Annotated in this window: 15 protein-coding genes; 8 read left to right on the top strand and 7 right to left on the bottom strand. The window is 72.0% G+C overall.

The annotated features are described in order from the left end of the window. Positions 1-60 precede the first annotated feature (60 nt). Positions 61-801 carry an SIR2 family NAD-dependent protein deacylase gene (locus BOQ63_RS26495; RefSeq protein WP_030280716.1) on the bottom strand — a complete coding sequence of 247 codons (741 nt, stop codon included), beginning with the start codon at positions 799-801 and terminating at the stop codon, positions 61-63. 112 nt (positions 802-913) lie between these two features. Here BOQ63_RS26495 and BOQ63_RS26490 point away from each other — a divergent pair, with 112 nt between their 5' ends. Both BOQ63_RS26490 and BOQ63_RS26485 read left to right on the top strand, forming a co-directional pair. Further along, positions 914-1,978: an ATP-binding protein gene (locus BOQ63_RS26490; protein ID WP_030280713.1), complete on the top strand. Its 1,065-nt coding sequence runs from the start codon at positions 914-916 to the stop codon at positions 1,976-1,978. Further along, positions 1,975-3,774, top strand: a complete 1,800-nt coding sequence (locus BOQ63_RS26485; RefSeq protein WP_072655080.1) for a vWA domain-containing protein — start codon at positions 1,975-1,977, stop codon at positions 3,772-3,774. Before BOQ63_RS26490 ends, BOQ63_RS26485 begins: the two co-directional genes overlap by 4 nt. Positions 3,775-3,865: 91 nt before the next feature. On the opposite strand, the gene BOQ63_RS26480 is transcribed toward BOQ63_RS26485, so the two are convergent. The 4 genes from BOQ63_RS26480 to BOQ63_RS26465 form a co-directional block, all read right to left on the bottom strand. Next, positions 3,866-4,477, bottom strand: a complete 612-nt coding sequence (locus tag BOQ63_RS26480) for a hypothetical protein (RefSeq protein WP_030280709.1) — start codon at positions 4,475-4,477, stop codon at positions 3,866-3,868. Between the two features lie 154 nt (positions 4,478-4,631). Beyond that, positions 4,632-5,312, bottom strand: a complete 681-nt coding sequence (locus BOQ63_RS26475; RefSeq protein WP_030280704.1) for a response regulator — start codon at positions 5,310-5,312, stop codon at positions 4,632-4,634. Then, positions 5,309-6,496, bottom strand: coding sequence for a sensor histidine kinase (locus BOQ63_RS26470; RefSeq protein WP_037828675.1), 1,188 nt, complete (start codon positions 6,494-6,496; stop codon positions 5,309-5,311). The genes BOQ63_RS26475 and BOQ63_RS26470 overlap by 4 nt, the downstream gene beginning before the upstream one ends. A gap of 82 nt (positions 6,497-6,578) precedes the next feature. Then, on the bottom strand, positions 6,579-7,253 hold the full coding sequence (locus tag BOQ63_RS26465; protein WP_030280701.1) for a DUF4097 family beta strand repeat-containing protein: 675 nt from the start codon (positions 7,251-7,253) through the stop codon (positions 6,579-6,581). 230 nt (positions 7,254-7,483) lie between these two features. On the opposite strand from BOQ63_RS26465, the gene BOQ63_RS26460 reads away from it, so the two are divergent. From BOQ63_RS26460 to BOQ63_RS26435, 6 genes are all read left to right on the top strand, one after another. Then, positions 7,484-8,203 carry a Crp/Fnr family transcriptional regulator gene (locus tag BOQ63_RS26460; protein ID WP_030280698.1) on the top strand — a complete coding sequence of 240 codons (720 nt, stop codon included), beginning with the start codon at positions 7,484-7,486 and terminating at the stop codon, positions 8,201-8,203. Positions 8,204-8,314: 111 nt separating this feature from the next. After that, positions 8,315-9,145, top strand: a complete 831-nt coding sequence (locus BOQ63_RS26455) for a hypothetical protein (RefSeq protein WP_030280697.1) — start codon at positions 8,315-8,317, stop codon at positions 9,143-9,145. Further along, a complete protein-coding gene (locus BOQ63_RS26450) occupies positions 9,142-11,349 on the top strand; it encodes a hypothetical protein (RefSeq protein ID WP_072655079.1) in 2,208 nt (735 codons plus the stop codon). Before BOQ63_RS26455 ends, BOQ63_RS26450 begins: the two co-directional genes overlap by 4 nt. 42 nt (positions 11,350-11,391) lie before the next feature. Then, complete coding sequence (locus tag BOQ63_RS26445) at positions 11,392-12,357, top strand: hypothetical protein (protein ID WP_072655078.1); 966 nt, start codon at positions 11,392-11,394, stop codon at positions 12,355-12,357. Positions 12,358-12,374: 17 nt separating this feature from the next. After that, positions 12,375-12,905 carry a Pycsar system effector family protein gene (locus BOQ63_RS26440; protein ID WP_107048713.1) on the top strand — a complete coding sequence of 177 codons (531 nt, stop codon included), beginning with the start codon at positions 12,375-12,377 and terminating at the stop codon, positions 12,903-12,905. Between the two features lie 103 nt (positions 12,906-13,008). Beyond that, the gene (locus BOQ63_RS26435; RefSeq protein WP_079183766.1) at positions 13,009-14,358 is read left to right on the top strand and encodes a M48 family metalloprotease; all 1,350 of its coding nucleotides are present in this window, start codon (positions 13,009-13,011) and stop codon (positions 14,356-14,358) included. 87 nt (positions 14,359-14,445) lie between these two features. Here BOQ63_RS26435 and BOQ63_RS26430 read toward each other — a convergent pair whose 3' ends face one another. Beyond that, complete coding sequence (locus BOQ63_RS26430; protein ID WP_030290434.1) at positions 14,446-18,339, bottom strand: DNA-directed RNA polymerase subunit beta'; 3,894 nt, start codon at positions 18,337-18,339, stop codon at positions 14,446-14,448. Positions 18,340-18,455: 116 nt separating this feature from the next. Continuing rightward, positions 18,456-21,932 carry a DNA-directed RNA polymerase subunit beta gene (gene rpoB / locus BOQ63_RS26425; protein ID WP_030290435.1) on the bottom strand — a complete coding sequence of 1,159 codons (3,477 nt, stop codon included), beginning with the start codon at positions 21,930-21,932 and terminating at the stop codon, positions 18,456-18,458. Positions 21,933-21,981: the final 49 nt, after the last annotated feature.

The following is a 21,981-nucleotide window of genomic DNA, read 5'->3' as shown; positions in this document are numbered from 1 at the left end:
CCGGAAGGATCATCGTACGCACGCGGTGCGTCCCTTCTAAGACCCTTCCGGCCCCTGTTCTCAGGCCCGTTCCCGCACCAGCCGTCGCACCAGCTCCGGCAGCGCGGTGGAGATCGGCTCCCGGATCACCTCGGCCGCCGCCTCGTCGTACGGGGTCGGCTCGGCGTTCACGATGATCAGCTTCGCCCCGGTCTCCACCGCGATGAGCGGCAGCCCGGCCACCGGGAACACCTGGAGGCTGGTGCCCACCGCGACGAAGAGGTCGCAGGCCTTGGCGACCGCGTCGGCCTGCTGGAGCACCACCGGGTCCAGCGCCTCCCCGAACATCACCGTGCGCGGGCGCAGGATCCCCCCGCACTCGCGGCAGGCCGGATCCGGCTCCCCCGCCGCGACGCGGGCCAGCGCCTCGTCCATCGGTCCGACCACCCGGCAGCGCGCGCACTGCACCTCCCGTGCGGTGCCGTGCAGTTCGAACACCTTGCGGGCGGGCAGACCGGCCCGTTGGTGCAGCCCGTCCACGTTCTGGGTCAGCACCCGCAGAGGCAGGCCGGAGCGCTCGAGATCGACCAGCGCCCGGTGCCCGGCGTTCGGCTCGGCCGCCATCGCGCCGGCGTCACGGCGCATCAGCCAGGCCCGCTTCCGCACCTCCGGGTCGGCCAGGTAGGGCCCGATGGTCACGAGCTCCTGGGCCGACGGATCCCGCTGCCAAAGCCCCTGCGGGCCGCGGTAGTCGGGGATGCCGGAGTCGGTCGAGATGCCCGCGCCGGTGAGCACGGCGATCAGGGGACGCTTCGCGTTCATGCCCGGACGGTACGGCGGCCGACCAGCCCTCTGCCACCGAAAATCCGGGTGCGCCGTGTCAACTCCCGCCGCACACTGGGCCGGTCACCCAGCGTTTCCGTGAAGGAGCCCCGTGCAGGGAGCAGTCAGCGTCTCGCCCTCGCAGGTCCCCGAGCTTTTGCTCGGCCTGGCCACCGTCCGCCCCGTGTTCCTCTGGGGCGCTCCCGGGATCGGGAAGTCCTCCCTGGTCAGGGCGTTCGCCGAGTCGCTGGGACTGGAGTGCGTGAGCCTGGTCGGCACCCAGCTCGCCCCGGAGGACCTGATCGGCGTCCCGCAGCTCACCCCGGAGGGCCGCTCCCGGTTCTGCCCGCCCGAGCAGATCGCCCGCGACGAGCCGTACTGCCTGTTCCTGGACGAGCTCAACGCGGCCTCGCCGGACGTCCAGAAGGCCTTCTACTCGCTGATCCTGGACCGCCGGATCGGCTCGTACGAGCTGCCGCCCGGCTCGATCGTGATCGGCGCCGGGAACCGCGCCACCGATGGCGCGCTCGCCCGCCCGATGGCGTCCGCTCTGGTCAACCGCATGGTCCACGTCCACCTGCGGGCCAGCGCCGAGGACTGGCTGCGCTGGGCGGCCGGCGCCGGCATCCACCCCTGGATCGTCGACCACCTCACCGACCGGCCCGACCACCTGTGGTCCGCCCCGCCCAAGACCGAGGAGCCGTTCTCCACCCCGCGCGCCTGGCACATGCTCTCCGACGCGCTGCACTCCTTCGGCCCCGCCCTGGACGAGGAGACCCTCAAGGTCGTCACGTACGGGCTGCTCAGCGCGCAGCACGCGGTCGCCTTCTGCGGCTACGCGAAGATCGTCCGCAACTCCTACGGCCTGGAGGCGATCCTCAAGGGCGACGCCCGCTGGCCGCACCGGCTGGAGGACCGCGACCTGCTCTACTACCTGGCCGACGCCTTCCGCGGCCGCCTGGTCAAGGAGCTGCCCGCCCGCAAGGAGCACGCCTCCGGGGCGCAGCGGCAGACCGCCTTCCGGGCCAAGTCGCTGCTGGTGCAGCTGGCCGAGATCTCGGTGGAGGTCGCCCAGACGGTGATCGCCGACGGCGCGGACGGCAACCCGGTGCTGCCCTCCTGGTTCCTGATCGAGGCCGCCCGGGACATGCCCCGGCTGGTCGAGGCCCGCCGGTGAAGCCCTCCCCCGCGAAGCCGGCGGACCCGGGCGCCGAGTCCTTCGCCGAGGGCGTCCGGCTGCTGCGCCGCAACCCGGCCTTCGCCGCCCTGCGCGCCGACGTCTGCCGCACCCGGGACTGCACCACCGCCCCGCCGGACGGCTGGGCGGTGGTCGACTCCGACGGCACCGTGCACGTCAACCCGCGCCGCCGGGCCGAACCCGAGGAGTGGGCCTGGGTGCTGGCCCACTGCCTGCTGCACCTCGGCTTCGGCCACCTCCCGGCCGCCCGCGGCACCCGGGTCCAGCCCGACCCGCCCGCGGCCGCCGCCCGCTGCACCGTGGTCAACCGCTTCCTCGCCACCTTCCCGGTCGGCCGTGCCCCGGTCGCACTCCCCCAGGAGTACCCGGGCGGAGACGAGGAGGAGCTGGCCGCCCGCTGGCGCCGCGACGGCCTGCCGACGGCCGGCACCGCCGGGACGGCCGGAGCCGCCGGCTCCGGCGGCCGTGACCAGCTGCTGGTCGAGTGGCACGGCCACGGCCTGGTCCCCGAGGACTGGCAGGCGTCCTTCGCCGCCGCCCTCACCCGCACCATGTCGGCCGCGATGGACCGGGCCGGCGGCCGGATCGACGCCGACACCGGCGAGCGCCTGCCCGAGCGGCCGTGGACCAGGGCGCTCAACTGGTTCGTCTCCTCGTACCCGCTGCTCGGCGGCATCGCAGCCGGCCTCACCGTCGTGGCCGACGCCGAACTCGCCCGGGCGCACGACATCGCCGTCGCCGCGGTCAACGCCGAGGTCGGCGAGATCTACGTCAACCCGCTGCGCCACCACTCCGACGAGGAGTGGCGGTTCGTCCTCGGGCACGAGATCCTGCACGCCGCCCTGCGGCACGGCGAGCGCCGCGGCGGGCGGGACCCGTTCCTGTTCAACGTCGCCGCCGACTACGTCATCAACGGCTGGCTGCTGGAGATGGGCGTCGGCGAGATGCCCGACGGGCTGCTGCACGACCCGCAGTTCAAGGGCCTGTCCGCCGAGGAGGTGTACGACCGGATCGCCCGCGACCAGCGCCGGATCCGCCGCCTCGCCACCCTGGCCGGCAAGAACCGCCCGGACGTCCTCGGCGAACCGCTGGTGCGCGACCGGCGCACCTACGTGGACCTCGACGACTTCTACCGACGCGGGCTGCAGCAGGGCTTCGAACTGCACCAGCGCGGACGCGGCCTGCTCCCGGCCGGACTGGTCGAGGAGATCCGCGCGCTCGCCCACCCGCCGCTGCCCTGGGACGCCCGACTGGCGCGCTGGTTCGACGAGTTCGTGCCGAGCCCGGAGCCGGTGCGCAGCTACTCCCGCCCGGCCCGCCGGCAGTCCGCCACCCCGGACATCCCCCGGGCCGGCCGCTACCGCCCCGAGGAGGAGGTCCCGCGCTGCACCTTCGGGGTCGTCCTGGACACCTCGGGCTCGATGGACCGGACGCTGCTCGGCAAGGCGCTCGGGGCGATCGCCTCGTACGCCGCCGCCCGGGACGTCCCGGCCGCCCGGGTGGTGCACTGCGACGCCGCCCCGCACGACGCCGGGTACCTCCCGGTCGAGGAGATCTCCGGGCGGCTCCGGGTGCACGGCCGGGGCGGCACCGTCCTCCAGCCGGGAATCGACCTGCTGGAGCGGGCCGAGGACTTCCCGCCCGGGGCGCCCGTCCTGGTGATCACCGACGGCGAGTGCGACGTGCTGCGGGTGCGCCGCGAGCACGCCTTCCTCGTCCCGCGCGGCGCCGGGCTGCCGTTCACCCCGCGCGGGCCGGTGTTCCGGATGAGCTGACGGCCGACCGCCGGTCAGTCTGGAGCGGGTCGGGCCAGTGCCGGGCGGGCCGATCCCGGTCAGGCCCAACGCCGATCGAGCCCAACACCGGTCAGGCCAGTGCCGGGCGCAGGGCGGTGGCCGGGCGGGTCAACGGGGCGAGGGCGACCAGGTAGCAGGCCGCGGCGAGCGGGATGAAGGCCAGGTCGACGCCCGTGGCGAGGGTGCCGACCAGCATCAGCACCGGGCTCCACCAGGGCAGCGTCCGGCCCGCCCCCACCGAGGCGGCGACCAGCAGCGCCAGCAGGCCGACGTAGAACAGCAGCGGGCCGACCTGGTACACGGCCGGGAGCACCCCGGGGACGTCCTGGACCCGCCCGAACAGCCGCGACTGCTCCTCCTTGGTCGCCGAGACCACGCCGACGTACAGGTCGATCCCGATCTGCACCAGCGAGGCCAGCAGGCCCGCGAACGCCGTCCCCAGCGCGGCGTTCGCGGCCAGCTTCCCGGCCGTGGTGCCGCGCGGGGCGAGCAGGGCACGCAGGGCGAGCAGCACCGGGACGAACAGCAGCAGGCCGGCGAACATCGCGGTGTGCCCGGCGGTCCAGCCGAGGCCCGGCTGGCGGGAGCCGGGCACCAGGCGGATCCCGCCGTAGAGGGCCATCAGCGCGGGGGCTCCGACGGCGGCGTAGCCGGTGAGGCGGCTGTTCCGAGGGGCGTTCATGCGAGGTTCTCCCGTGGTGTCCGGGGCCCGCGGACCACTGTCCGTGGCCGCTGGCCCGTGTCCGTTCCGACACCCCTGAGCCTTCCGTCCGGGCCCCTCGTCGCGGATCGCCCGTACCGGCTAACCCGGCCCCTCCCCCGTACGGGCGAGTTCCTCAGGACTCGCCCGCCACCACCGCCCCGGCCTCGTACGCGAACACCACGGCGTGCACCCGGTCGCGCAGCCCGAGCTTGCTCAGCACATTGCTGACGTGGGTCTTCACGGTGTGCTCGCTGACCACCAGCTCGGCCGCGATCTCCGCGTTGGACAGCCCGCGCGCGATCAGCCGCAGCGTCTCGTGCTCGCGCAGGGTCAGCTGTTCCAGCAGCTTGGACGGCGGCCGCACCGCCCGCTCGTGGCTGCCCGGCCGGCGGGCGGCGAACTCGCCGATCAGCCGCCTGGTCACCGAGGGCGCGAGCAGTGCCTCCCCCGAGGCGACCATCCGCACCCCGTGCGCCAGGTCGTCCCGTCGGACGTCCTTCAGCAGGAAGCCGCTGGCGCCCGCGTACAGCGCGTCGAAAACGTAGTCGTCGATGTCGAAGGTGGTCAGCATGATGACCTTGGTGGCCGGGAACTCCGCGCACACCCGGCGGGCCGCCTCCAGGCCGTCCATCACCGGCATCCGGACGTCCAGCAGCAGCACGTCCGGGTTGTGCGCCCGCACCGCCTCGACCGCCTCGGCGCCGTCGCAGGCCTCGGCCACCACCTCGATGTCCGGCTGGGCGTCCAGGATCATCCCGAACCCGGCCCGCACCAGCTCCTGGTCGTCCGCGACCACCACCCGTATCGGCGTCATCCGCCCACCCTCTCCACCACGCCCGCCGGCCCCAGCGGCAGCCGGGCACTCACCAGGAAACCCCTGCCCTCCGGCCCCGAACCGGCCTCGGCCCGGCCGCCGCAGGCCGCCGCCCGCTCGCGGATGCCGACCAGCCCGCGCCCGCCGGACCAGCCGGCCACCGTACGGTCGGCGGCCAGCGGCACCCCGCGGCCGTTGTCGGAGACCACCACCTCCAGCACCTCGCCGGAGCGCCGCACCCGGATCGCGGCCCGGTCGGCCCCGGAGTGCTTGACGGTGTTGGTCAGCGCCTCCTGCACGATCCGGAACGCGGCCGCCTCCACATCGGCGGGCAGCGCGCCCAGCCCGTCGGCGAGTTCGAGCTCGACCCCCAGGCCGGACCGGCGCACCCGCTCGACCACGTCCGCCAGTTCGGCCAGCCGGGGCTGCGGCGCCAGCTCCCGCCCCGCCTCCGGGTCCTTCAACACCCCGAGCACCCGCCGCAGTTGGACCATCGCATCACGGCCGGAGTCGGCGATGGTGTCGAAGGCGCGGATCGCCCGGTCCGGGTTGTCGCGCACCACCAGCGGCCCGGCCTCGGCCTGGATGACCATCAGCGAGACGGCGTGCGCCAGGATGTCGTGCATCTCCCGGGCGATCCGGGACCGCTCCTCGGCGACCGCCCGGGCCGCCTCGCTGGCCGCCCGCACCCCGGCCTCCCGCGCCCGCTCCGCCTCCACCCGGACCAACTGCCGCTGGGTGCGCACCAGGGCGCCGAAGACGAACGAGCCCGCCGAGGTGAGCACGCTGAACAGCGCGCCGTTCGGCGAATGGGTGCCGACCACGTTGCCGACGACCGTGACGGCCAGCACCGACCAACGCGCCCGGTCCGAACACCGCTCCGCCACCGTGTACAGGCCGAGGACACCGGCCAGCGGCACCTGGGCGTTCGCCGAGTGCGCCAGCACGGACAGCGTGATCTCGGCGGCGCTGTACAGCGCCAGCACGGTCAGTGGTGCCCTGCGCCGCCAGGGCAGCGGCACCGCGGTGGCCACCGCCAACAGGTAGACCCACGTGGGCCAACGGGTGTCGTCGTTGTAGACCGCCCACACCGCGATCCCTGCCGACACCAGCGCCAGAGACGAGTCCAGCACGTACGGGCTCAGCCCGGCCGTCCATGTCCGCCAGCGCGCGACGCGCTCCACCGCCGTACCTCCCCCGTACCCGGGGACCCCGCCCCCGCGCAGAAGATCATGCCCTACCGGCAGAACCTCTGGCACCGCCCGGTCAGGCACCGCTGACCGTCACACCGCCGGTCTTCGCCCGGGCGGTGATGCTGTGCGCCGCGCCCGGCTGCGAGGGGATGCTCACGTCGATCCCGCCCGTCGTGGCCTGTGCGTCCACCGTGTACGCCTCCCCGGACGGCACCTTCAGATTCACCCCACCGTTCGAGGTCGTCGCCTCCAGCTTCGACGGCGCGCCGGCGAAGTCGGCCCGCACACCCCCGTTCACGGCGGCCAGCCGCACCTGGGGAGAGGTCAGCCCGCTGGCCTCGACCCCGCCGTTCGTCACGTCGGCCTCGGCGTCGGCGGCCAGCCCGGACAGCTTGATGCCGCCGTTCGTCTCCTTGACCCGCACCTTGGTCCCGGCCGGCACGTTGACGGTGTACCCGATCCCGCAGGAGTCGCAGTCGTACGTCAGCCGGAGCACGCCGTCCTTCACCTCGTGGGTGCTCTTCGGCGCGTCCCCCCGGTAGTTCTGGTCCTCGACCACATGCACCGCCCCGCCGCCGCCGGTCACCACGACACCGCCGTTCTGCCCCTCGATCACCAGCTCCTTGACCTGCTCGGCCACGCCGTAGCTGACCGTCCGGTGCTCCCGGTCGTCCCCGATCGGCAGACAGCCCGACATCCCGACCAGCACCCCCGCCGTGATCGCCACCGCGCCCAGCACCCGCTTCATGTCCGGCCCCCTTCGCAAGCCCCGTCATCCCGACACCGAGAAGCCTCCCTCGACCGGACCCTGCGCCACCTCCCTCGCCGGAGCGGTTCCCGCCGCTCCCCCGCGAGGGGGATGGCGGGCAATTCACCGATTCACCGGCGCGGACGCCGCTTCGCCGGTAGCTTGTTTGCCCGCACTCAACCTCTCCGAGCCCACCGCGCCCAGGCGCTGACGACAAGGGCTGATCAGGCATGGCCAACACGCCGCCCGGCGGACCAGGTCCCGCGACCGGTCACGGCCTCGACGACCGCGTGCCCTTCCTGGCCCGGCTCGACCACGCCGACCGCACCGCGCTGCTCGCCCTCGGCCGCCGGCTCGACTACCCCGCGCGCACCGCCGCGCTGCGCGAAGGCGAACCCTCCGACCACGTCCTGCTCGTCCTGCGCGGCTGGCTCAAGGTGACCGCCGCCGCCGAGAACGGGTACGAGGCGCTGCTCGCCCTGCGCGGGCCGGGCGACATCGTCGGCGAGTCCGCCGCCCTCAGCGGAAGGCCCCGGGCGGCCACCGTCACCGCGCTGGAACAGGTCGAGACCACCGCCGTGGACCGGGCCGCCTTCACCGCCTACCTCCAGCGCACCCCCGCGGCCTCGATGCAGCTGCTCGCGCTCTCCACCGACCGGCTGCGGGCCGCAGACCACCACCGGCTGAAGTTCGCCTCGCTCACCGTCAGCGAACGCCTCGCCGACCTGCTGCTGGAACTAGCCCGCACCCACGGTCGCCGCACCGCCGAGGGCATCGTCGTCTCCGTCCCGCTCAGCCAGCAGGAGCTGGCCGGCTCGGTCGGCGCCTCCCGGGAGGCCGTCGCCCGGCTGCTCAAGTCCCTGCGGGACCGCGGCATCGTCGTCACCAGCCGCCGCTCGCTGGTCATCGCGCGCCCCGACCTGCTCCGGAGGCCCGGTCAACTCCGCTGATCCGCAGGAAGGTTCTGTGCACACCGTCACAGAGCGAGTGCCTCATCGGCGCTCACACCGACACGCCCGCAGCGGGCAGTCTGAGGCCCGACGACGAACCGAGAGGCGACCATGACCGATCCGGTGAACCACACCATCCTGCTGCTGGACATCGAGCAGTTCGGCAGGCGGGACGACGTCGAGCAGGCGTTCATGCGCCGGATGCTCTACTCCGTCCTGCACGAGACGCTGCGCAGCGCCGGGGTCGAGCCCGCCGACCAGCGCCTGGAGGACCGTGGCGACTCGGTGATGGCCCTGATCAGCCCCACCGTCCCCAAGCCCCGGCTGCTGCACGCGCTGGTCAACGAGACCCCCGCCCTGCTGCACGCGAACAACCGCCTCGCGGCCGCCGAAGCCCGGGTACGGCTGCGGATCGTGCTCGCCTCCGGCGAGGTCGCCGTCCAGGAACTCGGCGGGGCCCTCGGCGGCGCCGTCGGCTGGGACCTCAACCAGGCCTTCCGGCTGCTGGACTCGGCGGCCCTGCGCGAGGCGCTGCGGCACCGGAACGGCCCCTGCGTGCTCGGCGTCTCCGACGCGCTCTACCAGGGCATCGTCCGGCACGGTCACGGCGGACTGCTGCCGGAGGCGTTCCACCGGGTCACCGTGCAGGGCAAGGAGGGCGACTTCACGGCCTGGCTGCACGGCGAACCCGCGCCCGCGCCGTCGCCCCCGCCGAGTGCTGCCCCGGCGGCCGCGGCCGCTCCGACGCCGGGCCCGGCTCCCGCCCCGCCCGCAGCCCAGGCCCCGGACCCGGCCGAGAGCCGCGCCCCCGCCACCTTCCAGTTCCTCGGCGGATCGCCGACCTTCGGCGGCAACCTGATCGGCGGCGACCAGCACATCGTCTCCGGCGGCGAGGTCCACGGCGACGTCAACACCGGCAACACCGTCGGCGGTGAGCGGTGACCGCCACCGCCGAACCGGACGCCGCCGCCCAGCCGCTCGACCCCGACGAACTCCAGGAGGCCCCGCCCGAGGAGCCGCAGAACGCCCTGGAGGCCGTCCAGGAACTGCTGGAGCACGTCCCGGACAGCTTCGCCGGCCGCAACTACCTCTTCGCGGGCGGCAACCCCAGCTTCGGCGGCGACCTGGTCGGCGGGGACCGGCACACCGTCTCCGGCGGGCAGGTCCACGGCGACGTCGTCACCGGCCCGAAGACCACCGTCTACCAGTTCGGCTCCGCCTTCGGCGCCCCACCGCACGCCTCCGGCGAGGTCCCCGCCGAGGAACTCACCGCCCTGACCACGGTCTTCCGCCCCGGACCTGCCTTCCAGCAGGCCCTCCAGCAGCTGCGCGAGCAACGCGTCCTGATCCTCACCGGCCGGGCCGACACCGGACGGCGCTCCGCCGCCCTGATGCTGCTGCACACGCTGGGCATCCGCCGGATCCGCAACCTCGACCCCGACGTCTCCCCCACCGCGCTGCTCACCGGCGCCGAACCGGCCCCGGGCTACCTGCTCGCCGACTACACCACCTCCCGCACCCGCCCGCTGCTCCGGTCCGACCTCGACCGCCTGCGCGAGACCCTCGCCAAGCAGGACGGCTACCTGGTCGTCACCACCACCCGCTCCGCCGCGATCCGCGAACTCCCCACCGTCGACTGGCAGCCGCCCGATCCCGGGCTCGTCCTCGGCGCCCACCTGGACGCCCTGCGGGACGGCCTGCCCTCCGGTCGGCACCTGCTCACCCTGGAACCCGTCCAGGAGTTCCTGGCCAAGTACCCGCCGATCCGCGAAGTGGCCGGGTTCGCCGTCGAACTCGCCCGCTACTCCCCCGAGACCGGCCACCCCGCCGACCTCGCCGACTTCGGCCACGGCATCGTCCAGGAGAAGGTCGGCCGCTGGTTCGGGGACGACGAACTCCCCCTCCAGGAGAAGGCCTTCCTGATCTCCCTGGCCGTCTTCGACCACGCCCCCTACACCCTCGCCGCCGAGTGCGCCGACAAGCTGTTCCGCCGGCTGGAGACCATCCGCACCCCCGGACGCCCCGACGGCATCCCGCCCTTCGGCAGCTCGGTCGAGGAGCGCATGGCCCTCGCCCACGCCGAACTCACCGAGGAGACCGAGCAGACCCCCTGGGGCCCGGTCCCACAGCGGATGGCCTCCTTCCTGGACCCCCGCACCGCGCCCACCCTGCTGCGCGAGGTCTGGACGAGCCACCCCTCCGCCCGCCCCGCGATCACCGGCTGGCTCAACGCGCTGGCCACCGACTCCCGCGCCCTGGTCCGTACCCGGGTCGCCTCCACCACCGCCCTGCTCGCCTCCGTCGACCTCTCCGCCACCATGAGCGGACTGCTCGGCCCCTGGTCCGGCGCCAAGGACTTCCGGCTCTGCCTCCAGGCCGCCAACAGCCTCGCCCTCGCCTACCACGCGGGCACCGCCGCCGTCCCCCGGATCCTGCGCAGCTGGGCCGGCGACGACAGCGCCCGCCGCCGCTGGACCGCCATCCGCTGCTACGCCCTGCTCGGCCCGCTGATGCCCGCCCAGGCCCTGGAGGCCTTCGTGCTGGCCGCCGAGCGGCTGAGCGACGGGGAGCTCGACCAGCTCGCCGCCAAGTTCCAGCCCGGTGCGCCGCCCCCGGCACCCGACCGGGCCGACCGCTTCCAGGTGCTCGGGCTGCTCGAAGCGGCCGAGCTGCTGCTGCTCTCCGCCGAGGCCGAGCAGGTGCTGCGCGCCCTGGTCCGCTGGCTCTCCGGCCCGGCCTCCCTGCGGCAGTTGGCCCTGGCCGTCTTCCTGACCGCCGCCCGGCGCACCGAGGACACCGCCGTCGGCCGGCCGCTGCTCGACTGGTACGCCCGCAGTCCGCGCCCCGAACCGGGGAGCGTGGTCAGCGTCACGGTGCTGGCCGTCCCCGAGGAGCCCGTCCCCGTCCGCTCGTTGCTGGTCGCGCTGTGGCGCACGGCGCTGGAGGACCGCGGCTACCGCGACGCGGCCCTGGGCGTGCTGCGCGGCTGGCTGATCGGCGCCGCCGACCAGCCGGAGACCACTGCCCGGCTCACCGAACTGTTCGACGACCTGGCTGTCACCGAGCGTGACCGCCAGCGGCTGGACCACCTCGTCCGCACCGTCCGCACCGGCAGCCCGGCGACCCCGTTCCCGCCCGGCGGCTGAGACCGCACCCCCGAACCCGTCCCGATCCTGGAGCACCCGCGCATGTCGGCACCACACCGCCCCGACTTCCCCGCCGGCGACCTCGTCGACCCGGTCCTGACGGTCCACCCGCTCGGCCGCGCGCTCGGCCTGCCCAAGCGGCCGAACGCCCGGGCCGACTCCGCCCTGGTCCTGACCACGCCGTCCGGCGAGCACCAGGTCTACCTGCCGCCGCACCGCCCGGGCTTCAGCGACCTGGTCGGCCGCGGCTACCAGGCCGCCTTCGAGGTCGACCTCGGCCTGCACCACCTGCGGATCGAGGAGCGGCTGCCCGGCCGGGACGACATCGGTGCGTTCGAAGCCGTGGTGGAGATCGACTGGCAGGTGTCGGCGGCGGAGCTGGTCGTGGCCAGCCGGATCCGGGACGTACCGGCGCTGCTCACCCCCCGGATCCGACAGCGGATGCGGGCGGTCACCCGCAACCTCACCACCGACCAGAGCGGCGAGGCCGAGACCGCCGTCCAGCAGGCGCTGGACGAGTACCCCGTCGCCGAGGCCGAGGGCCTGCGGGTGCGCTGCGCCGTCCAGTTGGACATCGACCAGGCCGCCCGCGACCAGAAGGAGCGGCTGCGCGGCTACCACTTCGACACCCAGGCGCACCCGCACGCCCTCCGGCAGGTCGAGGAGTCCCACGAGATCCTCGCCGCGAAGGCGAAGTTCTACCAGTACCACCTGGAGCAGGGCGGGGTCGCCGCCTGGGCCCTCCAGGTCGCCGCCCACCCCGAGGACCTGAAGGAGGCCCTCAAGTACCTGAAGGACGAGCAGCGGGAACTGGTCCAGGGCCAGCTCCACGTGATCGAGCGGCTGCTCGGCCAGAACGCCCTGGAGGAGTTCGAGCTGGAGGGCCCGCGCCAGGACGCCAAGGCCGCCCTCGAAGCCCTCCTGCGGCAGCGGCCCGCCGGTCCGGCCTCGCCCGGGCCGGGCGCGCCCCGGCTCGACAAGGGCCCCAACCCTCCGCTCAACCGGTGAACCCGAGGAGCCCCACCGTGTCCGACCCGCCCACCACCGTCGCGCCCGCCAACACCCTGCCGGCACCACCGCCCGGCACCGCCCTGCTCGCCGAACTGCGCACCGAGATCGCCCGCGCGGACAGCAAGGCCGCCGTCCTGGTCGCCGCCCTCGGCGTGATCGTCGGGGTGCTGGGCGGCCTGCTCACCAGCACCGGCTGGGCACCTCAGCAGCTTTCCGGCGCCGCCAAGGTGCTGCTCGCGCTCGGCGGGCTCGGCATCGCCGTGTCCCTGGTCGCGCTGCTGCTGGCGGTGCTGCCCCGCTTCCGCCGCAGCAACTGGCGGCCGGGCCGCCCGCTCGGCTACTTCGGGGACATCCGGCTGGCCGCCGAGCAGGGACTGCTCGCCGACGCCCTGGCCGACACCGAGCGGCTGGCCGCCGATGCCGTCCGCGCCGCGCTCGCGGAGAACAGCCTGATCGTCTCGCGGAAGCACTCCTGGGTCCGGGTCGGCATCCTCTCCTTCGGCGCCGGCCTGTTCCCGCTGGTCACCGCCCTGTTCCTGGGCTGAACCGGCGCCGCACAACCCGTCCAGCACCGATCCGCACCGTCCTGCACAGCCCAGCACCGTACGGACGCCGCCGTGCGCGCGTCCCGTCCCCGAGGACCTCGCCATGACCGAACCGACCTACCCGGACGCACCGCCGCCGCAGTCCCCCGGCGCCCCGCCGCAGCACCCGACCGTCCCGCCCCAGTCCCCGCAGGGCGCTCCCCAGTACCCGGGCGCGACTCCGCCGCCGTACCCGGGCACGACCCCGCCCGAGTACCCCGCCACGGCCCCGCAGTACCCGACGGCCACTCCGCCGCAGTACCCCACCACCGCCGTGCCGCCCCAGTACCCGGCCTCGGCCCCACCGCAGTACCCGGCCGCCTCCCCGCAGTACCCGACCGCCACGCCACCGCAGTACCCGGCCCCCACCCCGCCCCCGCAGCAACCGCCCCGCGTCCCCGCCCGGGGCTTCGCCCCGCCGCCCGCCCCGCCGCAGCCGCCCGTCCTCGACCGCACCGTCGACATCGACCCCCACACCGGCCGGATCCACCTGGCCGCCCGCCAGCGCGGCGCCGACGCCACCGCGATCGGCCAACTGGTGTTCCAGCTCCCGCACTTCCTGTGCAGCCTGCTGGTGATCGGGATCATCTCGATGTTCCTCGCCGCGCCCTTCAACTACCTGCTGATCGGCGCCTGGATCGCCTCCGGCGCGCTGGTGTTCCACCGCCCGACCGAGAAGCTCCTCGCCCGCTACCTGTTCCGGATGCGTCCGGCGCTGCACTCCGAGCTGACCCGGCTGGAGCCCATCTGGCACCAGGTGACCGCCAAGGCGGGGGTGAGCCCGGAGACGTACGACCTGTGGATCGAGGACCACAAGGCCGTCAACGCCACCGCGGCGGCCGGGCACATCGTCGGCGTCACCCGCTACGCGCTGGAGACCCTCCCCGACGCCCAGCTGGCCGCCGTGCTCGCCCACGAGCTCGGTCACCACCGCGGCGGTCACGCCTGGGCGACCCTGCTCGGCTACTGGTACTCGATGCCGGCCCGGATCGCCTGGGCGGCCTTCCGGATCGCGGCGGTGATCGCTTTCCAGATCGCGTCGGTGTTCTCGCTCCTCGGCGCCCTGGTGGTCGGGCTGGTCTCGGTCGTCGTGGTGGTGGCCGTGGCCCTCTCCTTCCCGCCGCTGCTGCTGGTCCTGGTCACGCCGTACCTGCTCGCCGCGGTGGGCCGCCGCTCCGAGCTGCGGGCGGACGTCCAGGCGGCCGAACTCGGGTTCGCCGACGCCATGATCGAGGTCTTCCACGGCTTCCTGCGGGACGAGGAGCAGGCCCTGGCGATCGCCGCGCGGGAGAACGGCGGCCGGGCCGTCCGTCCGGGCCTGGGCCAGCGGCTGCTCTCCTCCCACCCCGACACCCACACCCGGATCCGCCGCCTGGAGGACTGGCGCGCCGCGGCGGCCGCCGCCGCCCGCTGAGGCTGGTCCGGAAACGCCGCAGGGCGGCCACCCCGTGAGGGGTGACCGCCCTGGCGTTCAGCGGCCGTTGCCGGCCGCAGAGGTGACTCAGCCGGTGTACGGGCCGTAGTCGTAGTCGTCCAGCGGAACCGCCTGGCCGGAGCCGGCGCCGAAGGGCGACAGGTCGTAGTCGTCGTAGCCGACGGCCGAGTACATCGCGGCCTTGGCCTCCTCGGTCGGCTCGACCCGGATGTTGCGGTAGCGGGGCAGACCCGTACCGGCCGGGATGAGCTTACCGAGGATGACGTTCTCCTTGAGGCCCAGCAGCGGGTCCGACTTGGCGTGGATCGCCGCGTCGGTGAGGACCCGGGTCGTCTCCTGGAAGGAGGCGGCCGACAGCCAGGACTCGGTGGCCAGCGAGGCCTTGGTGATACCCATCAGCTGCGGACGGCCGGAGGCGGGGTGACCGCCCTCGGCGACCACGCGACGGTTCTCCTGCTCGAAGCGGCCGCGCTCGACGAGCTCGCCCGGGAGCAGCTCGGCGTCGCCCGACTCGATGATCGTCACGCGGCGGAGCATCTGCCGGATGATGATCTCGATGTGCTTGTCGTGGATCGACACACCCTGCGAGTTGTAGACCTTCTGGACCTCGGCGACCAGGTGGACCTGGACGGCACGCTGGCCCATGATCCGCAGCACGTCGTGCGGGTTGGTGGCACCCATGGTCAGCTTCTGGCCGACCTCGACCGCCTCGCCCTCGCTGACCAGCAGCTTGACGCGCTTCGAGACCGGGTAGGCGATCTCGTCGCTGCCGTCGTCCGGCGTGACGACCAGCTTGCGGGTCTTCTCGGTGTCCTCGATGCGGACCCGGCCGGCGGCCTCCGAGATCGGGGCCACACCCTTGGGGGTGCGGGCCTCGAAGAGCTCGACGACACGCGGCAGACCCTGGGTGATGTCGTCACCGGCCACACCACCGGTGTGGAAGGTACGCATGGTCAGCTGGGTACCGGGCTCACCGATGGACTGGGCGGCGATGATGCCGACCGCCTCACCGATGTCGACCAGCTTGCCGGTGGCCAGCGAGCGCCCGTAGCACATGGCGCAGGTGCCGACGGCCGACTCACAGGTCAGGATCGAGCGGGTCTTGACCTCGCCCACACCGTGGCGGATCAGCTCGTCGATCAGGACGTCGCCGAGGTCGGTGTTGGCGGTGGCCAGCAGCTTGCCGTCGACGGTGATGTCCTCGGCGAGCATGCGGGCGTACACGCTGGTCTCGACGTCGTCGGCCTTGCGCAGCACGCCGTCGGCGCCCACGGAGCCGATCGACAGCTTCAGGCCGCGCTCGGTGCCGCAGTCCTCCTCGCGGATGATGACGTCCTGGGAGACGTCGACCAGACGACGGGTGAGGTAGCCGGAGTCGGCGGTACGGAGGGCGGTGTCGGCCAGACCCTTACGGGCACCGTGGGTGGAGATGAAGTACTCCAGCACGGACAGACCCTCACGGAACGACGCCTTGATGGGTCGCGGGATGGTCTCGTTCTTGGCGTTCGACACCAGACCACGCATACCGGCGATCTGGCGCATCTGCATCATGTTTCCACGGGCACCCGAGTCGACCATCATGAAGATGGGGTTCGTCTTCGGGAAGTTCGCGGCCATGGCGTCCGCGACCTCGTTGGTCGCCTGGGTCCAGATGCCGACGAGCTCCTGCTTGCGCTCGTCGTTGGTGATCAGACCGCGCTCGTACTGCTTCTGGACCTTCTCCGCCTTCGCCTCGAAGCCCTCCAGGATCTGGGGCTTGCTCGGCGGGACGATGACGTCCGAGATCGAGACGGTGACACCGGAACGGGTCGACCAGTGGAAGCCGGCCGCCTTCAGGTTGTCCAGGGTCGCCGCGACGGTGACCTTGGGGTAGCGCTCCGCCAGGTCGTTGACGATCGCGGAGAGCTGCTTCTTGCCCACCTCGTAGTCGACGAACGGGTAGTCCTCGGGCAGCAGCTCGTTGAAGAGCGCGCGGCCCAGGGTGGTGTTCAGGCGGAAGGGCTCGCCCTCGAACCAGCTGGACCGGCCCTCCTCGTCCACCGGCGGGGTCCAGCCGCGCGGCGGGACGGTGCCGGCGCCGAGGCGCAGCTCGATCGGGGCCTGGACGTCCAGCTCGCGGGCGTCGAAGGCCATGATCGCCTCGGCCGTCGACGAGAAGGTGCGGCCGGCGCCCTTCACGTTGTCGCGGTCCGAGGTCAGGAAGAACAGACCGAGCACCATGTCCTGGGTCGGCATGGTGACGGGGCGACCGTCGGCCGGCTTCAGGATGTTGTTCGAGGACAGCATCAGGATGCGGGCCTCGGCCTGCGCCTCCGCGGAGAGCGGCAGGTGGACGGCCATCTGGTCACCGTCGAAGTCCGCGTTGAACGCGGTGCAGACGAGCGGGTGGATCTGGATGGCCTTGCCCTCGACCAGCTGCGGCTCGAAGGCCTGGATGCCGAGGCGGTGCAGGGTGGGCGCACGGTTCAGCAGGACCGGGTGCTCGGCGATGACCTCTTCGAGCACGTCCCACACGACCGGGCGGGCACGCTCGACCATGCGCTTGGCCGACTTGATGTTCTGCGCGTGGTTCAGGTCGACCAGGCGCTTCATCACGAACGGCTTGAAGAGCTCCAGCGCCATGGCCTTCGGCAGACCGCACTGGTGCAGCTTGAGCTGCGGGCCGACGACGATGACCGAACGGGCCGAGTAGTCGACTCGCTTGCCGAGCAGGTTCTGGCGGAAACGACCCTGCTTGCCCTTCAGCATGTCGCTGAGGGACTTCAGCGGGCGGTTGCCCGGACCGGTGACCGGACGGCCGCGGCGGCCGTTGTCGAACAGCGCGTCGACGGCCTCCTGGAGCATGCGCTTCTCGTTGTTCACGATGATCTCGGGGGCACCGAGGTCGAGCAGGCGCTTCAGGCGGTTGTTGCGGTTGATGACGCGGCGGTACAGGTCGTTCAGGTCGGAGGTCGCGAAACGGCCACCGTCCAGCTGCACCATCGGACGCAGGTCCGGCGGGATGACCGGGACGCAGTCCAGGACCATGCCGTTCGGCTTGTTGCTGGTCTGCAGGAACGCGGAGACGACCTTGAGGCGCTTCAGCGCACGGGTCTTCTTCTGGCCCTTGCCGGTGCGGATGATCTCGCGGAGGCGCTCGGCCTCCTCCGCCAGGTCGAAGGTCTCGAGGCGGTCCTTGAGGGCCGCCGCGCCCATCGAGCCGGAGAAGTAGGTGCCGAAGCGGTCGCGCAGCTCGCGGTAGAGCAGCTCGTCGCCCTCGAGGTCCTGGACCTTGAGGTTCTTGAAGCGGGCCCACACCTCGTCGAGGCGGTCGAGCTCGCGCTGCGCACGGTCGCGCAGCTGCTTCATCTCGCGCTCGGCGCCCTCGCGCACCTTGCGGCGCACGTCGGCCTTGGCGCCCTCGGCCTCCAGCTCGGCCAGGTCGGTCTCGGCCTTCTTGGCGCGGGCCTCGAGGTCGGCGTCGCGGCGGTTCTCGATCTGCTGGCGCTCGACCGAGACGTGCGCCTCCAGGGACGGGAGGTCGCGCTGGCGGCGCTCGTCGTCGACCCAGGTGATCATGTAGGCGGCGAAGTAGATGACCTTCTCGAGGTCCTTCGGCGCCAGGTCGAGCAGGTAGCCGAGGCGGGACGGCACACCCTTGAAGTACCAGATGTGGGTGACCGGGGCGGCCAGCTCGATGTGGCCCATCCGCTCACGGCGCACCTTGGCGCGGGTCACCTCGACGCCGCAGCGCTCACAGATGATGCCCTTGAAGCGGACGCGCTTGTACTTACCGCAGTAGCACTCCCAGTCCCGGGTCGGGCCGAAGATCTTCTCGCAGAAGAGGCCGTCCTTTTCGGGCTTCAGGGTGCGGTAGTTGATGGTCTCCGGCTTCTTGACCTCGCCGTGCGACCACTGGCGGATGTCGTCGGCGGTGGCCAGGCCGATGCGGAGCTCGTCGAAGAAGTTGACGTCAAGCACTGGTCGTCAAGCCCTCTTTCGTGATTCGAGAGTTTGTCTGTGGTCTGAGGGGGGCCTGGGGGCGGGCCGGCTGCGCACTCTGCTTGATTCAGAAGCGCGAGCCGGCCCGACCTCCGTCAGACCTCTTCGACGCTGCTCGGCTCGCGCCGGGACAGGTCGATGCCGAGCTCTTCGGCGGCGCGGAAGACGTCCTCGTCGGAGTCCCGCATCTCGATGGACTGGCCGTCCGAGGACAGCACCTCCACGTTGAGGCAGAGCGACTGCATTTCCTTGATGAGAACCTTGAAGGACTCGGGAATGCCGGGCTCGGGGATGTTCTCGCCCTTGACGATGGCCTCGTAGACCTTCACGCGGCCGAGCACGTCGTCGGACTTGATGGTGAGCAGCTCCTGCAGGGCGTACGCGGCGCCGTACGCCTCGAGGGCCCACACCTCCATCTCACCGAAGCGCTGACCACCGAACTGCGCCTTACCACCGAGCGGCTGCTGGGTGATCATCGAGTACGGACCGGTCGAACGGGCGTGCAGCTTGTCGTCGACCAGGTGGTGCAGCTTGAGGATGTACATGTAGCCGACCGAGACCGGCATCGGGAACGGCTCGCCGGAGCGGCCGTCGAACAGGCGGGCCTTGCCGGTGGAGTTCACCAGGCGCTCACCGTCACGGGTGAGGGTGGTGTTGTCCAGCAGGCCGGTGATCTCGTCCTCGCGGGCGCCGTCGAAGACCGGGGTGGCGAGGTTGGTGCCGCCCTCGACCCGGTCGGCGCCGATCGCCTGGAGGCGCTGGGCCCACTCGTCGGCGAGACCGGAGACGTCCCAGCCCTGCTTGGCGAGCCACCCGAGGTGGATCTCCAGGACCTGTCCCGGGTTCATTCGGGACGGGACACCCAGCGGGTTGAGGATGATGTCGACCGGGGTGCCGTCCTCGAGGAAGGGCATGTCCTCGACCGGGAGGATCTTGGAGATGACACCCTTGTTGCCGTGGCGGCCGGCGAGCTTGTCACCGTTGGTGATCTTGCGCTTCTGGGCCACGTAGACGCGGACCAGCTGGTTCACACCCGGGGGAAGCTCGTCGCCCTCCTCGCGGTCGAAGACGCGGACGCCGATGACCTTGCCGGACTCACCGTGCGGCACCTTCAGCGAGGTGTCGCGGACCTCACGGGCCTTCTCGCCGAAGATCGCGCGGAGCAGGCGCTCCTCGGGGGTCAGCTCGGTCTCACCCTTCGGGGTGACCTTGCCGACGAGGATGTCACCGGTGACGACGTCGGCGCCGATCCGGATGATGCCGCGCTCGTCGAGGTCGGCGAGGACCTCCTCGGAGACGTTCGGGATGTCCCGGGTGATCTCCTCGGGGCCGAGCTTGGTGTCACGGGCGTCGACCTCGTGCTCCTCGATGTGGATCGAGGAGAGGACGTCGTCCTGCACGAGGCGCTGCGACAGGATGATCGCGTCCTCGTAGTTGTGACCCTCCCACGACATGAACGCCACGAGCAGGTTCTTGCCGAGGGCCATCTCGCCCTCGTCGGTGCACGGGCCGTCGGCCAGCACCTGGTTGACCTCGACCCGGGCGCCCTCGTCCACGAGCACCTTCTGGTTGAAGGCGGTGCCCTGGTTGGAGCGGGTGAACTTGGCGGCGCGGTACGTGGTGTACGTGCCGTCGTCGTTGGCCACGGTGACGTAGTCGGCCGAGACCTCCTGCACCACACCGGCCTTCTCGGCGGTGATGACGTCCGCGGCGTCGACGGCGCAGCGGTACTCCATGCCGGTGCCGACCAGCGGGGCCTCGCTCTTCAGCAGCGGCACCGCCTGGCGCATCATGTTCGAGCCCATGAGCGCGCGGTTGGCGTCGTCGTGCTCGAGGAACGGGATCATGGCGGTCGCGACCGACACCATCTGGCGCGGCGAGACGTCCATGTAGTCGATCTCGGTGCCGGGGATGTAGTCGATCTCGCCGCCACGGCGGCGGACCAGGACGCGCGGCTCGGCGAAGTGCAGGTCCGCGGTCAGCGGGGCGTTCGCCTGGGCGATGACGTAGCGGTCCTCCTCGTCGGCGGTGAGGTAGTCCACCTTCTCGGTGACGACACCGTCGACGACCTTGCGGTACGGGGTCTCGATGAAGCCGAAGGCGTTGACCCGGCCGTACGAGGCCAGCGACCCGATCAGACCGATGTTCGGGCCTTCCGGGGTCTCGATCGGACACATGCGGCCGTAGTGCGAGGGGTGCACGTCACGGACCTCGAAGCCGGCGCGCTCGCGGGAGAGACCACCGGGACCGAGGGCGGACAGACGGCGCTTGTGGGTCAGGCCCGACAGCGGGTTCGTCTGGTCCATGAACTGCGACAGCTGGCTGGTGCCGAAGAACTCCTTGATGGAGGCGACGACCGGCCGGATGTTGATCAGGGTCTGCGGCGTGATCGCCTCGACGTCCTGGGTGGTCATGCGCTCGCGCACGACGCGCTCCATGCGGGCGAGACCCGTACGGACCTGGTTCTGGATGAGCTCGCCGACGTTGCGCAGGCGGCGGTTGCCGAAGTGGTCGATGTCGTCGACCTCGACCACGATGTCGCGGCCGGTCTCGTCACGCCACTCGGTCTCACCGGCGTGCAGCTTCACCAGGTACTTGATCGCACCGATGATGTCGGGCTCGGTGAGCACGCCGGAGTCCAGCGACTCGGCGTTGCCCAGCTTGCGGTTGAGCTTGTAACGACCGACCTTGGCCAGGTCGTAGCGCTTCGGGTTGAAGTACAGGTTCTCCAGAAGCGTCTGCGCGGCCTCGCGCGTCGGCGGCTCGCCCGGGCGCAGCTTGCGGTAGATGTCCAGCAGCGCGTCGTCCTGGCCCTGGGTGTGGTCCTTCTCCAGGGTGTTGCGCATCGACTCGTACTCGCCGAACTCCTCGAGAATCATCTCGTTGGTCCAGCCGAGAGCCTTCAGCAGCACGGTGACGGACTGCTTGCGCTTGCGGTCGATGCGGACGCCGACCATGTCGCGCTTGTCGATCTCCATCTCCAGCCAGGCACCACGCGAGGGGATGACCTTGCAGGAGTAGATGTCCTTGTCGGACACCTTGTCCAGGGTGGAGTCGAAGTACACACCCGGGGAGCGGACGAGCTGCGACACGACGACGCGCTCGGTGCCGTTGATCACGAACGTGCCCTTGTGGGTCATGAGCGGGAAGTCGCCCATGAAGACCGTCTGAGACTTGATCTCACCGGTCTCGTTGTTGGTGAACTCGGCCGTGACGAAGAGCGGGGCCGCGTACGTGAAGTCGCGGTCCTTGCACTCGTCAATGGAGTTCTTCGGCGGCTCGAAACGGTGGTCGCGGAAGGTCAGGGACATCGACCCGCTGAAGTCCTCGATCGGAGAGATCTCCTCGAAGATCTCCTCCAGACCGGACTTGGTGGGGACGTCCTGACCGGACTCCAGCGCCTGCTCGACCCGGGACTTCCAGGCCGCGTTGCCGAGCAGCCAGTCAAAGCTCTCGGTCTGCAGGGCCAGGAGGTTCGGGACCTCAAGGGGCTCCTTGATCTTCGCGAAGGAGACGCGGAGCGGGGCGGTGGATGCGGCGGAATTGTTCGAGGCGTTGCGCGGCGCGGCCAAGAGGGGGGTCCTTCCGAGGGCTCGGAGCTCACTACGCGCGTACCAGCCG

Source organism: Streptomyces viridifaciens (assembly GCF_001888885.2).
Lineage (GTDB): Bacteria > Actinomycetota > Actinomycetes > Streptomycetales > Streptomycetaceae > Kitasatospora > Kitasatospora aureofaciens.
This window is presented reverse-complemented; position numbering and strand designations above follow the sequence as displayed.

Coding starts and splice junctions, on each gene's coding strand:
- BOQ63_RS26455 (WP_030280697.1), top strand. CDS start 8,315: ATGACCGATCCGGTGAACCACACCATCCTGCTGCTGGACATCGAGCAG.
- BOQ63_RS26465 (WP_030280701.1), bottom strand. CDS start 7,253: ATGAAGCGGGTGCTGGGCGCGGTGGCGATCACGGCGGGGGTGCTGGTC.
- BOQ63_RS26480 (WP_030280709.1), bottom strand. CDS start 4,477: ATGAACGCCCCTCGGAACAGCCGCCTCACCGGCTACGCCGCCGTCGGA.
- BOQ63_RS26495 (WP_030280716.1), bottom strand. CDS start 801: ATGAACGCGAAGCGTCCCCTGATCGCCGTGCTCACCGGCGCGGGCATC.
- BOQ63_RS26435 (WP_079183766.1), top strand. CDS start 13,009: ATGACCGAACCGACCTACCCGGACGCACCGCCGCCGCAGTCCCCCGGC.
- BOQ63_RS26445 (WP_072655078.1), top strand. CDS start 11,392: ATGTCGGCACCACACCGCCCCGACTTCCCCGCCGGCGACCTCGTCGAC.
- BOQ63_RS26460 (WP_030280698.1), top strand. CDS start 7,484: ATGGCCAACACGCCGCCCGGCGGACCAGGTCCCGCGACCGGTCACGGC.
- BOQ63_RS26475 (WP_030280704.1), bottom strand. CDS start 5,312: ATGACGCCGATACGGGTGGTGGTCGCGGACGACCAGGAGCTGGTGCGG.